The 16801-nt window shown below is 38.5% G+C and carries 14 protein-coding genes; 7 read left to right on the top strand and 7 right to left on the bottom strand.

Annotation, left to right across the window (positions count from 1 at the left end):
* Nucleotides 1–87 precede the first annotated feature (87 nt).
* The 7 genes from CHB68_RS16700 (at nt 88) to CHB68_RS16670 (ending at nt 8656) form a co-directional block, all read left to right on the top strand.
* Entirely contained in the window at nt 88–2349 is a 2262-nt protein-coding gene (locus tag CHB68_RS16700; protein WP_089262765.1) for a transglycosylase domain-containing protein, read from the top strand.
* An 84-nt stretch (nt 2350–2433) separates the two neighbouring features.
* A complete protein-coding gene (locus CHB68_RS16695) occupies nt 2434–3285 on the top strand; it encodes an SPFH domain-containing protein (RefSeq protein WP_089262763.1) in 852 nt (283 codons plus the stop codon).
* Nucleotides 3286–3341: 56 nt separating this feature from the next.
* Nucleotides 3342–3509 (top strand): Arc family DNA binding domain-containing protein, encoded by a 168-nt coding sequence (locus tag CHB68_RS16690; RefSeq protein WP_089262761.1) that lies wholly within the window; start codon nt 3342–3344, stop codon nt 3507–3509.
* 62 nt (nt 3510–3571) lie between these two features.
* Nucleotides 3572–5770: a DUF5916 domain-containing protein gene (locus tag CHB68_RS16685; RefSeq protein ID WP_089262759.1), complete on the top strand. Its 2199-nt coding sequence runs from the start codon at nt 3572–3574 to the stop codon at nt 5768–5770.
* A 1-nt stretch (nt 5771) separates the two neighbouring features.
* On the top strand, nt 5772–6575 hold the full coding sequence (locus CHB68_RS16680) for a Cof-type HAD-IIB family hydrolase (RefSeq protein WP_089262757.1): 804 nt from the start codon (nt 5772–5774) through the stop codon (nt 6573–6575).
* Between the two features lie 33 nt (nt 6576–6608).
* Nucleotides 6609–7883 (top strand): DUF819 family protein, encoded by a 1275-nt coding sequence (locus CHB68_RS16675; protein ID WP_089262755.1) that lies wholly within the window; start codon nt 6609–6611, stop codon nt 7881–7883.
* Between the two features lie 80 nt (nt 7884–7963).
* Nucleotides 7964–8656, top strand: coding sequence for a DUF4369 domain-containing protein (locus CHB68_RS16670; protein WP_089262753.1), 693 nt, complete (start codon nt 7964–7966; stop codon nt 8654–8656).
* Nucleotides 8657–8727: 71 nt separating this feature from the next.
* Here the strand turns inward: CHB68_RS16670 and CHB68_RS16665 are convergent, their stop codons facing one another.
* From CHB68_RS16665 to CHB68_RS18635, 7 genes are all read right to left on the bottom strand, one after another.
* Entirely contained in the window at nt 8728–8997 is a 270-nt protein-coding gene (locus CHB68_RS16665; RefSeq protein ID WP_089262751.1) for a hypothetical protein, read from the bottom strand.
* Between the two features lie 56 nt (nt 8998–9053).
* Entirely contained in the window at nt 9054–10016 is a 963-nt protein-coding gene (locus CHB68_RS16660; RefSeq protein WP_089262934.1) for a type I phosphomannose isomerase catalytic subunit, read from the bottom strand.
* 79 nt (nt 10017–10095) lie between these two features.
* A complete protein-coding gene (locus CHB68_RS16655) occupies nt 10096–10503 on the bottom strand; it encodes a 6-pyruvoyl trahydropterin synthase family protein (RefSeq protein ID WP_089262749.1) in 408 nt (135 codons plus the stop codon).
* 5 nt (nt 10504–10508) lie between these two features.
* On the bottom strand, nt 10509–11033 hold the full coding sequence (gene idi, locus CHB68_RS16650; protein ID WP_089262747.1) for an isopentenyl-diphosphate Delta-isomerase: 525 nt from the start codon (nt 11031–11033) through the stop codon (nt 10509–10511).
* Between the two features lie 74 nt (nt 11034–11107).
* Entirely contained in the window at nt 11108–12028 is a 921-nt protein-coding gene (locus tag CHB68_RS16645; protein ID WP_089262932.1) for a PorP/SprF family type IX secretion system membrane protein, read from the bottom strand.
* 32 nt (nt 12029–12060) lie between these two features.
* Nucleotides 12061–14082: a T9SS type B sorting domain-containing protein gene (locus CHB68_RS16640; protein WP_317043836.1), complete on the bottom strand. Its 2022-nt coding sequence runs from the start codon at nt 14080–14082 to the stop codon at nt 12061–12063.
* Between the two features lie 32 nt (nt 14083–14114).
* On the bottom strand, nt 14115–16801 hold a 2687-nt coding region (locus CHB68_RS18635; protein WP_179213224.1), incomplete at its 5' end, for a beta strand repeat-containing protein.

Below are 16801 nucleotides of genomic sequence, written 5' to 3'. Positions count from 1 at the left end.
CTACAAATTTTGCCAAAAATAGGATTTCAAATTTTAAGGTATTGTTAAAACTTCGGTAAGGTTAAATTTATATTAGAACTTGCATCAATGAAAAAAAAATCGCTCAAAAAACCTCAACGCAAACACAGCTTTTTTAAAATAGTTGGATATACCCTATTAAGCCTCATAGCATTTATTCTCCTTTTTATTGGTAGTGTACAGATTGGGCTATGGGGAAAGTTGCCCTCTAAGGAAGAATTGTCAACCATTCAATATCAAATTGCCTCTGAAGTATTTACGGCAGACAGTGTATTAATAGGCAAGTATTATCTATATGACCGGCAACCCGTTACGTTCAATGAATTCCCCGAACATTTAAGACACGCATTGATTGCCATAGAGGACGAGCGTTTTTATGAACATTCTGGTGTTGACTATAAAAGCCTAATACGGGTAGCATTCAAAACGGTACTAATGGGGGACAATGCATCCGGGGGCGGTAGTACCATATCTCAACAATTGGCAAAAAACCTTTATCCTAGAAAAGAACGCAACCACACCAACTTAGTCGTAGATAAGGTCAAGGAAATGATCATTGCCAAAAGACTTGAAGGTATTTTCAACAAAGATGAAATTCTGACCCATTACCTAAATACCGTATCTTTTGGTGATAATACCTTTGGTATTGAAAGCGCCGCACTAAAATTTTATAATACCAGAACCAAAGACTTAACTGTTCCACAAGCTGCCACCTTGGTGGGGATGTTAAAAGCCACCTACGGCTACAACCCAAGGTTATTTCCCGAAAAAAGCATTAATAGAAGAAATTTAGTTTTAACGGCAATGTATACCAACAACTATCTATCAGAGGAGGCTAAAACAAAGTTTCTAAAAGAAGATTTGCAGTTAGATTATCGCGAATTTGATTACAATGCTGGTACGGCCCCTTATTTTAGGGAAGAGGTTAGAAAAGAAATGTTGCAATGGATTTCCGATCAAAAAACCAATGGTTTAGACTACAACATTTATACTTCAGGTTTAAAGATTTATACCACCCTTAACTATAAGATGCAACAAATTGCCGAAGATGTTTTGGTTGGTCACATGGGCAAATTACAGGCCGATTTTGAAAAAAGTTACGGCAACCGTGCTCCATGGTTAAAGGATAAGGGACTGATGGAAAAAATTGCAAAACGAACCAATACCTATAAAAGATTACAAAAGAATGGTTTATCACATGGACAAATAATAGATAGCCTATCCAATGACCACAGAATACGCACCTTGGGCAGTTGGCAAGGTGACAAGGATGTAAAAGCGTCTACCATGGACAGTATTAGTCATTACACAAAATTTCTAAATACAGGTTCTTTGGCCGTAGACCCAACTAATGGTGAGGTTTTGGTATGGATTGGCGGTATAAATTTTAAACAGTATAAATTTGACCATATTTCTCAAAGTAAGCGACAGGTTGGCTCCACGTTTAAACCTATTGTCTACACGACAGCTTTGGAACAAGGTATAATACCTTGCACTTATTTTTCTGCGGAAGAAGTCCAATATGACAACTTAAAAGGTTGGTCACCAAGCAATTCTGGCAATAAAGATGAAGCTTACCTTAATTATTCCATGGAAGAAGGACTTAGTAATTCCGTAAACACTGTTGCCGTTAAAGTCTTGGAAAAAGCAGGTATTGGCAACGTCATAAAAATGGCAAAATCCATGGGTATTTCAGAAAAATTGCCCAATGAAGCATCTATTGCCTTAGGAACCGGGGAAATCAATATACTAGAACTAGCACAGGCCTATACGAGTTTTGTCAATAATGGCAAATCAACCAAACCATTGCTGATCAAAAGAATTACCAATCAAAAAGATTCCATTTTGGCTGATTTTAATTCTACTATTGAGGAAAAGGCCGCCTTTTCAAAAGAAACGGGACAAACCATGATAGAAATGATGAAATCTACCATTAATTCAGGAACTGCAAGCAGATTGAGAACTACCTACGGACTCAAAAACGATATTGCGGGCAAGACGGGTACAACACAAAACAATAAGGATGCTTGGTTCGTAGCCTTAATGCCAAAATTGGTACATATAACTTGGGTTGGCCTTGACCAGCATGAAATAGGCTTTAGCAATACAGGTATAGGTCAAGGAGCAAATGCCGCACTGCCTTTGTTTGGACTTTGGATGCAACAATTGAATAAGAAAAAAGATTTTGACCCTTATACAAAAAGCAAGTTCCCCAACCCTTCACAAGAGGTATTGAACGCATTGGATTGCGACCCGATTAAAAAAGACGGTTTTTTTAAACGATTGTTTAAGAATCCCAATAAAAAGAAGACCAAAAAATTCAACGGTTAATCCTAAAGACATAAATAATGCTACAGCAACCATTTATTGAAATTAATTTGATATATTTATGATATCATTTTAATATCATATCCCATGAAAGTAGAAAAAACCCATAAGGCCCAAAATGGTTATGTTATGTTAGCCGTAGTATTTGTATTGTTATTTGGCGGAATTGCGCTTCTTAAAATTTACGTTGGCGTTCTAATGATTGTTGCGGCTTTGATCATGTGTACAGGTTTCGTTTTAGTCAATCCAAATAGTTCAAGGGTGCTGTTGTTGTTTGGTAAATATATTGGTACCATCAAGGAGAATGGCCTTTTTTGGGCTAATCCCTTGTTTACCAAAAAAAGAATATCCTTACGTGCCAGTAATTTTGATAGTGAGCGGTTAAAGGTCAATGATAAATTGGGAAACCCTATTATGATAAGTACTATACTGGTATGGCGGGTTACCAATACGTATAAGGCGGCTTTTGATGTTGATGATTATCAAAATTTTGTACGCGTACAGACAGATGCCGCGGTACGCAAATTGGCAAGCATGTATCCTTATGATAACTTTGCAGATGAAGGTCTTGATGAGGATATCACCTTAAGATCTAGTGTAAATGAGGTGAGCGAAGCCTTGGAACAAGAAGTCCAAGAACGACTTTCAATGGCAGGTATAGAAGTTTTAGAAGCAAGGATAGGCTATTTGGCCTATGCACAGGAAATTGCCAATGCCATGCTTAAACGTCAGCAGGCAACTGCAATTGTTGCGGCAAGGCATAAAATTGTAGAAGGTGCGGTAAGCATGGTGGAAATGGCATTGGAAGAGTTGAGTAAAAAAGATTTGGTAGCTTTGGACGATGAACGTAAATCTGCTATGGTAAGCAACCTAATGGTCGTGCTTTGTTCTGACAAGGATGTTGCGCCAATAGTGAACACGGGTACGTTGAACCATTAATATGCACATTGAAATCAAAGAAAACACATTGAAAATAGTATCAGCTTTCTTGTTGTATGAGTAAAAAAAAGCCATTTGCATTACGTATTAATGAAAATATGTTGAAATCCATTGAAAAATGGGCGGCAGATGAATTCCGTAGCACTAATGGCCAGATTGAATGGATGTTGATGAAATGCCTAAAAGAGGCCAAACGGGAGCCCAAGGACAAGAAACCCGATTAAGTTTAGCATTTATTTAACGAAACAAAAACTTAAATTTGGTCTACCATCTAACCACCATTTAAATGACCAGGTATATAAGCACTATTGTGCTATTACTTTTTTTCTTTCAAATTCAGGCTCAAGACATCATTAAATCATTTGTTGTCAAACAAGTCAATACACAAATAGAACCGGATGGTATCCTTGACGAGCCCCAGTGGAACACTGCAGTACCTGCAACTAATTTTTGGCAATATTTCCCATTAGATTCCATACAGGCCACTAAGCAGACCGAAATTAAAATGCTTTATGACAATGACAACCTTTATGTAGGCATTACCGTTTATACAGCTGGGAACGATTACGCCATACAATCCTTAAAGAGAGATTTTAGGGCCGGCAATAGCGACAATATCACCCTTTTGTTCGATACCTTCAATGACGGCAACAATGCTTTTCTTTTTGGTATTAACCCGTATGGGGTACGTAGAGAGGGGTTGGTTTCCGGTGGCGGACTCAATTTAAACGGATTCACAATTTCATGGGACGTAAAGTGGAAAGGAGATTCAAAAATCTATGATGGTTATTATACTTCAGAAATGGTCATACCCCTAACCGCTTTTAAATTTAAGGAAGGTGAGACCAAGTGGAGGTTCAACAGTTATCGTTTTGATACCCAATCCAACGAAAACAGTACTTGGATGAATATTCCCCAAAACCAAAATATCTATGGCCTTACTTTCATGGGTGATATGATTTTTGAAAACCCTTTGGGAAACTATAGAACGCCCCTTGCCTTTATCCCTTATATCAATACCATTGCCCAAGAAGATTTTGAACTTAATGAGACCAATACCACTATTAAGGTAGGAGGTGATGTCAAAATCCCTATTGGCAACAGTATGAATCTTGATGTAACCGTAAATCCAGATTTTTCCCAAGTAGAAGTTGATGACCAAGTAACCAACTTGACCCGCTTTGAGGTATCGCTTCCTGAAAAAAGACAATTCTTTATTGATAACAGTGACCTTTTTGGGAGCTTTGGCGGCGGTAGGGATGCCAATCCATTTTTCTCAAGAAGAATAGGGATTGCCAAGGATACGGCGGACAATTCCATAGAAAATAAAATTATAGGCGGAGTACGCTTAAGCGGCAAAGTAAATAAATCCCTAAGGTTGGGCTTTTTAAACCTACAGACAGAAGAAGACCTGGAGATGAACATTGCCTCTAACAACAACACCATGTTTGCCCTGCAGCAAACGGTGTTTGGCCGCTCCAACATTGGTATGTTCTTTATAAATAGGGAAACGTTTAAAGATTATGATTTTCAGGCCCCGGAAGACCGGTACAACCGTGTAGCGGGTGTAGATTACAATCTTATATCTGACAATAATGTGTGGAACGGCAAATTCTACGTGCATAAATCCTTTGCCCATAATGCCGGTTCCAAGGATTTGTCAACTGGAGCGTTTTTACAGTACAATTCCAGAAATTGGAACTTTTTTGAAGACCTAGTCTATTTGGGCAACGATTTTAGATCCGATCTTGGATTTATCCGTAGAACGGATATTTTTAAAAGTGCCACTATGATCGAACGTATATTCTGGCCAGAGAACAGTGCACTGCAAACCCATAGCTTTCAATTTTTTCCCGTAATTACCTGGAGTCCTGACACCAACTTCACCAAAACAGATTATGATCTAATGGGAGCTTGGGAATCCAAGTTTAAAGACCAATCTGAAATAAATATTGGCTATAGCCATTCTTATACCTATCTACTGGATGAATTTGACCCAACCAATACAGACGGCGCCGTAGCACTACCCAGTGAAGTAGGCTATCATTACAATAACGTATCCATAGAATACCAATCTGATGGAAGAAAAAGATTTGGATTCAAGGTTGAACCTTCCTATGGTAGTTTTTTTAACGGCGATAGATTTTCCGTTCAGGGAGAAATGTATCTAAGATTTCAGCCAAAGGTATTTTTAATCATGAAGGCCAATTATGATAAGATTACCCTGCCTGCACCCTATTCTAGTGCAGATATATGGCTTATAAGTCCTAAAATAGATGTAACATTAAGTAAATCTATATTTTGGTCAACCTTGGTCCAATATAGCAATCAACGTGATAACCTAGGTTTTAACTCTAGGTTACAATGGCGCTTTGCTCCTTTATCAGATTTATTTATCGTATACAATGATAATTATTTTGTCAACGTTTTTGAACCAAAATTCAGGTCGATCAATCTTAAACTTACCTATTGGTTAAATATTTAAAATGAATTATAAAATATTATGTTCTGACCTGGACGGCACCCTATTGTCTACCAAGAGCAATGTTTCCAGCTTTACAATATCCCAAATAAAGCGAATCAAGGACACCACAAGGATTATATTGGTTTCGGCGAGAATGCCAAACGGTATGTATTATATACAAGAGAACCTAGGTATTACGGACCAACCTATTATTTGCTATAATGGCGCTTTAATACGTTATGGAAATCAAGAAATCTTATCTGTTTTTATCCCGGTACACGTACTTCAAAAAATACATGAACTTACTTTTGAGCTCAATGCCGATATGGGATTATATTATAACAATGAATGGTATGTGCCCAACATTTCGGAAAGGGTAGAAAAAGAAATAAAATATACCAAGACTACACCTGTCTTTCAAGAAACAACAACCACATTATCCAATTGGGAGCAAAGACAATTAGGTGCACATAAAATAATGCTGATGTGTACACCAGAAAGTGCAGATCGGTTAATGCCACAATTGGCCCATACTTTTGGCAATGAACTAAATCTCTACCGGTCTAATGACACCTTAATAGAAATAGCGCCTAAGGCAGTTTCCAAATTGACCGCAATTCGTTCACTTTTAAACAAGGGAGAAGAATTGGATGATGTAATCGCCTTTGGCGACAATTATAACGACATAGAAATGCTGGAACATGTAGGATGCGGTGTGGCCGTAGCTAACGGCAGAGAGGAAGTTAAGGCCATTGCCAACCACATAACCTTAAAAAATACTGAGGACGGTGTAGCCCATTTTATAAAGAATCACCTGGTATTTTAAGTATATTTGAATACAAAACTTACCAACTTAACTATGTACCTACTTTTTACCCACCCAATTATTACCAATGATACCGTAGTTTTTGGTCTACTTGCACTTTGTCTAGGTTTTATCTTTTATACATCAAGTTTAAAAAATGGATTTTGGGGGAAATTTTATAGCGTAGTACCCGCGGTACTAATGTGCTATTTACTACCGGCCATACTAACAAGTACGGGAATTATCTCAGACGAATTATCCAATTTGTATTTTATGGCCAGTAGATACCTATTGCCTGCGGCCTTGGTATTAATGACCCTGAGCATTGACCTAAAGGCCATATCAAATCTGGGCTCAAAAGCGATCATTATGTTCTTGACCGGTAGTGTAGGAATTATTATTGGTGGGCCACTAGCAATTTTGATCGTTTCCATATTTTCACCGGAAACCGTAGGCGGTAATGATTTTGATGCCATATGGAGAGGCCTATCCACTATAGCCGGTAGCTGGATCGGTGGAGGGGCCAACCAAGCCGCCATGCTAGAAATTTTTCAGTATAATCCTGAAAAATATGGAGGTATGGTCCTAATAGATATTGTGGTAGCCAATGTTTGGATGGCTATCGTACTTTTGGGCGTTGGCAAGACCAAACAAATAGATACTTGGTTGAAAGCGGATACTTCTGCCATTGAGACGTTAAAGATAAAAGTCTCTACGTTTACCGAAAAAATTACCAGAGTACCTACATTGCAAGATTACATGATATTATTATCATTGGCCTTTGCCGCTGTTGGGGCCGCGCATTTTTTTGGCGACCATATCAGTACTTTTTTAAATGAGAACGTAGAAGCTGTAAAAGACCAGAAGAGCTTTTTATCGTTCTTGGGTTCAAGTTTCTTTTGGATGGTGGTTATTGCCACTACCATTGGAATAGCCCTGTCCTTTACCAAAGCCAAAAATTATGAAGGAGCCGGTGCAAGCAAGATCGGGGGCATGTTTATTTATATCCTAGTGGCCACAATAGGAATGAAAATGGACCTTGGAAAGGTGCTTGAAAACCCCGGACTAATCGCTATAGGATTTATTTGGATTACCATTCATGCCGGACTAATGATTCTTATGGCAAAACTGATCAGAGCCCCTTATTTCTTTTTGGCAGTCGGTAGTCAGGCAAATGTTGGTGGGGCGGCCTCTGCACCCGTAGTGGCAGCCGAGTTTCACCCATCGCTTACTTCAGTTGGGGTACTGTTGGCCGTATTGGGTTATGTAGTAGGTACCGGTGGGGCCTTGCTATGCGCCTATTTAATGGAAATTGCATCTGCATTATAATCCCTATTTTACGAACAAAATACTTTCATGGCTCCCATATCTACTAAAATTTACAGATATTTGCGCCCTAAATTTATCCAATGAAAAATTACATTTATGCTTTAATCGCCCTATTTGCACTCAATTCTTGTGGCGATAACCAAAAGGATACATTAACCGTAACCGGTAATATCAAGGGACTTAAAAAAGGTACCGTTTATTTACAGCATATTCCTGACTCTATCTTGGTTTCCGTAGATTCTGTTACTATAAAAGGTGATGGTAAATTTACAATGCAAACGGAACTTAACAGTCCTGAAATATTCTATTTATATTTGGATAAAAAAGATAACAATGATATTAACGACAGGATAACCCTTTTTGCCGAACCGGGGACCGTTACCGTACAGACAGATTGGAATACTTTTGATACCACAGCCAAAATAACCGGGTCAGAAAGTCATGAAAAATTGGAGGAATACAGAAAAACAATGTCCAATATTAACAAGAAGAATGTTGAAATCATGATGGCCGCCGCAAGGCCGGAGAATGAATTGGCACAAATAAGTATAGATTCCTTACAGAATATTAGCAATAGAAATACCCAAAGGGGATATGCATATTCTATCAATTTTGCATTGAACAATAAAACATCTTTTATTGCACCCTATATTGCAGTGAAGGAAATTCCAGATGCCAATAAAAAATATTTAGATTCTATTTATGGATCATTGTCTGAAGAAGTTGCCAATTCCAAATATGGTAAAGAGCTTGCGCAACTCTTGAACAAATAAAATAATCTAAAATAAAAAAAGCATCCTCATATAAAGGGATGCTTTTTTTGGTTCAACTATTTTAATCTTGATTAGGACAATTTGTTTAAGTCCTCTACCAATTTAGAAGCTTTTACTTCCAAATCCTTTCGTACGGATTGAAAATGGGCTTTTTTATTTTCCACATTTGGCTTGTTCACTTCTGCAATAAGCTCATCAAAAGCATCAATTGCATTGTCAATGATAGCCGCTCCTTCTTTAGAAGTACTATTGCCATTAGCCGCATCGACTATATAAACACCTTCTATAATGTCACCAAGAACATTATTAATATCTTTTTTTAAATTTTTAATACTTGCCATTACTATTTATTTTTTGCAAAAATACAATTTTAGAATTGCTGTAAGCTTTTTTACCGTTAAATAGTGACTTCCAATAATTTTGCTCCTGAAGACAACAATTCTATTTTATCTGTCATTGCCGGTAAAAGTACTGTCTCCCCTTTTACTATCTGGACTTCCCCTTCAGCCGTTTTAACGACTGCCTTACCTCCAACGCACATAAAAATGGTAAAAGAATCCCTTTCTTTGGTATTCAAGACTACATCTTGGGCAAGTTCTATAAAATTGGTTTTAAAATAAGGGCAATCAACCATAGATTGCATTTTATTCAATTCCTTAGAATATGGTACCTTAAAATCATCTTTCTTTTCATAATCTACCGCATCCAAAGCCAATTCCGTATGCAACTCCCTAAGATTGCCTTCCTTATCCTTTCTATTAAAATCGAACACCCTATAGGTAACATCTGAGGTCTGTTGTATCTCTGCCAACATTACCCCTGCCCCTATAGCATGAATTTTTCCCGTATTAATAAAAAATGTATCCCCTTCCTTAACCTGTTCATAGTTCAACAAGTCTAACAACGTATCATTTTCAATACTTTCCGCATATTCCTTTTTTGATACATTTCTATTGAAACCTACGATCAATTCTGCATTTGGGTCCGCATCCATGATATACCACATTTCTGTTTTACCAAAAGAATTATGTCTTTCCTTGGCCAATTCATCGTTAGGATGTAATTGTATGGACAAATCTTGCTTGGCATCAATAAACTTTATTAAAATTGGAAATTCCGTCCCAAAACGATCTACTACATTTTTACCAAGCAATGCCTCTGCATGGGTTTCTATCAATTCCTGTAAGGATGTGCCTTGTAATTCCCCATTGGCAATTACCGAAACATCACCCTTTACCGTAGATAATTCCCAGCTTTCACCGGTAATATCACTTTCTATTGGTTTACCTAAAACCTCTTTTAATTTAGTACCTCCCCATAGCCTTTCTTTCAAAATGGGCTTAAATTTTAAAGGATAGATATTCATAGATTTAAATTTTAATTGATACGATCTTTGTTACAACGTAGAAAGTTTCCCTATCATATAACGGCTAGAAGAATTACCCTGAAAATGTAACAAAATTTCTAGGAGTCTCATAAAGTACAACCTCCAGTTCATGGGTGTCTATAATATGTGGCCTCAACCTATTCCATATTACTACGACAATATTCTCTGCTGTTGGATTTAAACTTTTAAATTCCGGAACTTCTATGTTTAAATTTTTGTGATCAAGATAATCTTCTACTTCTTCCTTGATCAAATCCTTTAAAATCTTCATATCCATCACAAAGCCAGTTGCCTTATCAATTTCTCCGGTTACACTTACAATTAATTCATAGTTGTGACCGTGAAAATTTGGATTATTACATTTACCAAAAATCTCTGAATTTTTTTCTTCGTCCCAATCCTTTCTATACAGTCTATGTGCCGCGTTAAAATGGGCCTTTCTACTAACTTTTACCTTCATTTCTTTCAGTTTAACTTAAATAAGTGTTGGTAAAATTTTTCGAATATAATTTTAAACCATACTGTATATTCTTCAGGGTTTTTGGCAATATCCTGCCTTACAAGTTCTGGTGACATCCATTTCCATGACTCTACCTCTAACGGATTTATGTCTGGCTCTTCATTATAATTTCCCAACATAACGTGATCAAATTCATGTTCTGTAAGTCCATTATCAAAAGGGGCTTTATAAATAAATGAAAAAAGTTCCTCCAGCTCTGCCTGAAAACCCATTTCTTCCTGCAACCTTCTTTTACCGGCATCTATATTGCTTTCCCCTACTCGTTGATGACTACAACATGTATTGGTCCATAATAAAGGAGAGTGGTATTTGGATGCCGCACGTTGTTGCAGCATAATTTCCCCCTTATCATTGATAATGAAAACTGAAAACGCCCTATGCAACAACGCCTTTTCATGAGCCTCCATTTTGGGCATAGTACCAATTTGTTCGTTCTCCTTATTTACAAGAATTACTTCTTCTTCCTTCATTTAGTAAAAATAAGGGGTTTAACTTATTTTACGAAAGAGAAGGCCTATAATAATTCGTTAATAGCAACCAACGTTTAAAAGAATCTTGGTGATTTCAAGTTATTTTTAGTAGAAATAAAATCATATCTGAATATCACCTCAAAAGAACCATCATTGAATGATGCATTGCCCAATTCAGTAGTTTCCTTGTCATAGGCAATACCGATCAAAAACTTATTTGAAACATTAAATCCGGCCATGCCGCTGAATGCCGCATCCCACCTATAGGCAGCTCCTAAAATAAATTTTTCGTTCAGCATAAAGTTGGCGGACAAATCTACCTGTAAAGGTGCGCCACGAACCAATTTGGTCAATATTGTAGGTTTGAATTTTAAAAACTCGTTAAGATCCCATACATATCCTGTAATCAAATAAAGATTCATTTGTTCCTTGGCGGTAGATAGGTTTTCTTCCTGAAAATGAGTGGTTTCCAGTAATCGTGGAACCGATAGGCCTAAATAGTAATTATTGGTGTGGTAATAAACACCCGCACCAACATTAGGCGACAACCTATTGTCTATATCCTGTTGTAATGTGGGATCGGAACTATATTGGTTTAACTCTGAAAACCTGATATCCAATAAATGGGCACTGGCCTTTAATCCAAAACTGACCCTACCAACTTCGGATGTCCATATAGTATAGGAAAAATCTATATCAAAATTATTTTCCGTTGTGGGGCCTATTTTATCCTTAACTATGGAAAAACCTAAACCAACTCCCCTGTAACCAATGGGCGAATGGATATTAAATGTTTGGGTCGTTGGCGCTCCGTCCAGGCCAACCCATTGTGATCTATGTAATGCCGCAATACTGATATGCCCCCTAGAACCTGCATAACCAGGATTTACACTTACCGTATTGTACATATATTGGGTATACTGCGCATCTTGTTGCCCAAAGGAAAACATACCATATAACAAAGCCAATAACTGGACTGTTTTTTTGATATGCATGTATTCCAAAAATTTATACCTCATCAACATTATTATCTATTTATATATATGTATCCAGAAAGTGTTTTAATTTCACCGTTTGGCAATTCATAATCTAAAATGTAGAAGTATGTACCTACCGGTAATTTACGGTCTACATCTACTGTAACCCTACCTTCCGAAGTACCATCAAATACATTGCCTTCTGTATTATAGGCTTTTGTCATGTACACGGCAACACCCCATCTGTTATATATTTTTAAAGTATTGTTAGGGTAATTTTGCAATCCAGATATACGCAATACATCATGGATACCATCACCATTAGGTGTAATAACGTTGAAAACTTCAATTTCTTCTTCAAATTCACCTAAATCTGAATCCAAATAGTTAGGAATGCCGTCTTCATCGGAATCATCATCCAAATAATTTCCATTAAGGTTTACATCTTCGTCAATAGTTGCAATACCATCATCATCATCATCGGTATCCCTGTAGTCAGATTCTTCATCGCCATCAGTATTTGGCAAATCATTGTAAGGGTCATTAATTTCATCGTTGACATCCACATCAACTATAATAGATGCTTCAAAACCATCATCCAATCCATCATCGTCCTTATCAGAACCAATTCTAACCACATCGGCAATTCCATCCTGGTTATGATCATGCCCTTCAATAATATCGGGCACATTATCATTATCACTATCCTCATCTAAATAATCGGGCAAGTTATCACCATCAGTATCAATAGGGAATATACCTGTTAATCCATTTACCTCATAAGCATCGTCAATACCATTACCATTTACATCCATGCCAGTTGGCGGAATATAATCTGCAGTAGTTTGCGCTTCAACGTTATCAGGTATACCGTCACCATCACTATCTATATCCAAATAATCTGGAAAACCATCTCCATCACTATCAGTAGGATTAGTAGATGGATCATTATCCCCATCAAGATTTAAATCTTCAAAACTATCCACAATACCATCATCATCACTATCCAAATCAACACCATAAGGACTGATTAAAATTGTAATGGTAGCGGTATCACAATTCCCGTTTAAATCACATACCGTATATTCAAAATCATCTGTACCCAAATAATTATTATTAGGAAAATATGTAGGTATATCATCTGACGGATTATCTGGTGTTCCGTTATCATCTACGGTAACCGATCCATTACTTGGCTGGGTAACACTGAACGTACCGTTATTAGGTAAATCATTATCATTTGCTGGCCACGTATCTATAACATCTATTTCATTAATGTTTATCGCTATAGAATCATCATTGGTATCTAAAATAGGCAATACGTCTATGGTAACCGTAGCCGTGCTACAATCACCATAGGCATTACATATGGTATATTCAAAACTGTCGGTTCCATTAAAATCCACATCCGGGGTATAGGTGACCACATCATCCAAAGGATTATTAGGTGTTCCTCCATCTTCTATTGTGACCGTACCGTTAGCAGGATCTGTAGTGGTTAACGACCCTACATCTGGCAAATCCGCATCATTATCATAAATAGCTATATTAACAGGAATTTCCTCATCTGTCGTTACGATATCATCTTCCAAATCCGCAGCTTCAGGTAAACATACCACCGTGAAATTTGGTAGACTAAATGTATTACCTGCTTTTGTTACCGTAGCCGTATATTTTACTACAGCATCCGTGGCAATCACCATTGGCCTTAATTGATCTCCTGTTAATGGCGGATTCCAACTTACCGTAGCGGCCGCCGAAACATTTGACGTAATATCCATAGTCACCTCATTATCTGGATTATTACAATCCGTAACTATAAAATAACCTGTGGCGTTGGAACCACACAAAGTACCATCATATGTGGCAAAATAAATACCGGGCCGAGTTACTTCATAAAAAGAATCCGTTGCCAGTATCGTGGAGGTGTCGGAAGCTTCATACCAACGAAAATTATGCTGATCGCTATCCGTAGGTGCCTGCAACAGAAACTGAGCGTGAGATGCTAATGTTCCCAGCACTGTGGTAACAATGCTGAGAACAATAAACTTATATATAGCTATTTTTTTCAAATTCGTTTGGGATCTATACTTTAACCAACATTCTATTGGGCTACAAATACAACGTTTATCAATGTATTGTAATCTGTTGGCGTGGATATTACATCATAGGACATTATCCCAAGTGCATTTACACTTACATTGGCAAATACCGTAGTATCATAGTACGTAACATAATAATACAATTCATTATTGGCATATGTAGGAATTGCTGCCGGCGCACCCGCACTTGCCACTGATGGTGTACCATATTGTGCAAGGTATTCTGCATGTAAATCTATTGTTCTACCAGTACCGGTCGTTGCCACATCTACGGCAATAGATGGTGGGTAAAAAATATTTGGCCTGGTATTACTGATTACATATGGTGTAGCCGCACTACCATCACCTGTAACACTTATATCTGTTCCTGCAGTTACAACTGTTTCTTCCACAGCAGGGACGGATAAATTGTAATTAATACCGCTTGGTGTTATGGTTACTGACCCATCCGTTGAAGTCAAGGTTTGAATTTCATTGCTAGAATTATTATCGTTATCCGCAATAGATACCGAACCTCCACCATTAGATAATAACAACGTGGTACCGGATCTACTTAAGACCTGAATTTCGTTTGAAGGATCCGAATCCGCATCCCTAATATCTATCGTAGTATTGTTACCATTGGTAATCTGGATTTCGACACTCTCATTTGCAGTGACAACCGAACTGGACAGGTCCTGCTCATCAGTTCCCAATGCGGATAACGGCACATCAAGGTTGCCACCGCCATCGGTCAATCTCAGGTTGCTCCCTGATATCCCGAAGGCCGTATTATACTCATTGGTTGCATCTGAATCCGCATCACGTATATCAATGGTCGTATTGGTACCGCCGGAAATATTCACCCTTACACTCTCATTAGGGGTAATAACCGTATTGGATAAATTTTGATTATCAGTATTTGCAAATCCACTAAGATTTACAGAATTACCTTCAGAAATAGCCAAAGTATTACCAGTAAGTGTTAGGGTTTGGTCATCCGTATCTATACTGCTTAATGGTACTGATAATGTACCGTTACTATCCGTAATATTTAAATTACCACTGGCAACGTTAAATGCCGTATTAATTTCATTTGTAGTACTTGAATCCGCATCACGGATATCTATTGTCGTATTGTTACCGTTGGTAATCTGGATCTCGACACTCTCATTGGCAGTAACCACGGCACTCGACAGGTCCTGCTCGTCTGTACCAAGCGAGGATAACGGTACATCAAGGTTGCCACCGCCATCGGTCAATCTCAGGTTGCTCCCTGATATCCCAAAGGCCGTGTTGTATTCATTCGTAGCGTCATTATCCGCATCGTCCACATTGTCCACATTGTCCGCAAAACCTGCAGGCACTCCCGTTAGGCTGCTCCACTGTCCGTCAAAATCATCCGATGCGTTCGTATCGTAGTTGCTCAGGTCTATTGTGGTTGCACCGGGGTCATCAGTCAAACTAATTACCCCACCGGTGAACTGAAGATCCTGTATCTCATTGGTAGCGTCACTATCCGCATCCCTAATATCTATCGTTGTATTGTTACCGTCCGTGATCTGTATCTCGACACTCTCATTAGCAGTGACCACAGCACTCGACAGGTCCTGGTCATCAGTATCTACCGTGGCGTCAGGTACATCTATAGTGAAATTTGGATACGTACCGCCAACCGTTACGTTACCGTTGCCACCATCGGCAATCGATACTGTTTGGTCAGGTGCCGTATTGGTCACCTCGAAATTCTGACCAACTTGATTGACAGATATTCCCGTACCAGCACTTACCGTCTGGTTCTCGTTGGTTGGGTCGCTATCCGCATCACGGATATCTATCGTCGTATTGTTACCGTTGGTGATCTGGATCTCGACACTCTCATTGGCAGTAACCACGGCACTCGACAGGTCCTGCTCGTCTGTACCAAGCGAAGATAACGGTACATCAAGGTTGCCACCGCCATCGGTCAACCTCAGGTTACTCCCTGATATCCCGAAGGCCGTGTTATATTCATTAGTAGCATCGCTATCAGCATCCCTAATATCTATCGTTGTATTGTTACCGTCCGTGATCTGTATCTCGACACTCTCATTAGCAGTGACCACAGCACTCGACAGGTCCTGGTCGTCAGTATCTACCGTGGCGTCAGGTACATCGATAGTGAAATTTGGATACGTACCACCAACCGTTACGTTACCGTTGCCGCCATCTGCAATCGATACTGTTTGGTCAGGTGCCGTATTGGTCACCTCGAAATTCTGACCAACTTGATTGACAGATATTCCCGTACCAGCACTTACTGTTTGATTTTCATTAGTAGGGTCGTTATCCGCATCATCTACGTTATCCACTCCGTCATTGTCCACCGTAATGGTTCCTCCATCGGCTAAACCAATGGTAGATGTTCCATTGCCATTATCCGTGATCGTGGATGCCTGGAATGATACCGGTGCTCCATTTTCATTGGTATAGGTAAAACTTCCATCCCCGTTATCCGCCAAAGTGGTAATGGTTTCTGATATTGTAACCGAAGCAACATTTAAATATAATGCCCCGTCCGTTCCAAAAGCAAGATCATTGTCTGCGTTTGTACTTATTAAGTTTACCGACTCCGTTCCACCACCATCCGTGATTTCCAGAGTTCCATTCGTAATTCCACTTCCTGTATTGTATTCGTTTCCGATTACATTATCCGCATCGTCAACGTTAT

Origin of the sequence: Maribacter sedimenticola, from assembly GCF_900188415.1 — a bacterium.
GTDB classification, from domain to species: Bacteria; Bacteroidota; Bacteroidia; order Flavobacteriales; family Flavobacteriaceae; genus Maribacter; species Maribacter sedimenticola.
Note: the sequence above shows the minus strand (reverse complement) of the source record. Positions and strands in the feature narration are given on the sequence as shown.

Excerpts from the sequence above, each read along its gene's own strand:
- CHB68_RS16675 (WP_089262755.1), top strand. The coding sequence starts at position 6,609 with ATGTACCTACTTTTTACCCACCCAATTATTACCAATGATACCGTAGTT.
- CHB68_RS16685 (WP_089262759.1), top strand. The coding sequence starts at position 3,572 with ATGACCAGGTATATAAGCACTATTGTGCTATTACTTTTTTTCTTTCAA.
- CHB68_RS16645 (WP_089262932.1), bottom strand. The coding sequence starts at position 12,028 with ATGCATATCAAAAAAACAGTCCAGTTATTGGCTTTGTTATATGGTATG.
- CHB68_RS16670 (WP_089262753.1), top strand. The coding sequence starts at position 7,964 with ATGAAAAATTACATTTATGCTTTAATCGCCCTATTTGCACTCAATTCT.
- CHB68_RS16695 (WP_089262763.1), top strand. The coding sequence starts at position 2,434 with ATGAAAGTAGAAAAAACCCATAAGGCCCAAAATGGTTATGTTATGTTA.
- idi (WP_089262747.1), bottom strand. The coding sequence starts at position 11,033 with ATGAAGGAAGAAGAAGTAATTCTTGTAAATAAGGAGAACGAACAAATT.
- CHB68_RS16665 (WP_089262751.1), bottom strand. The coding sequence starts at position 8,997 with ATGGCAAGTATTAAAAATTTAAAAAAAGATATTAATAATGTTCTTGGT.
- CHB68_RS16655 (WP_089262749.1), bottom strand. The coding sequence starts at position 10,503 with ATGAAGGTAAAAGTTAGTAGAAAGGCCCATTTTAACGCGGCACATAGA.
- CHB68_RS16700 (WP_089262765.1), top strand. The coding sequence starts at position 88 with ATGAAAAAAAAATCGCTCAAAAAACCTCAACGCAAACACAGCTTTTTT.
- CHB68_RS16690 (WP_089262761.1), top strand. The coding sequence starts at position 3,342 with ATGAGTAAAAAAAAGCCATTTGCATTACGTATTAATGAAAATATGTTG.
- CHB68_RS16680 (WP_089262757.1), top strand. The coding sequence starts at position 5,772 with ATGAATTATAAAATATTATGTTCTGACCTGGACGGCACCCTATTGTCT.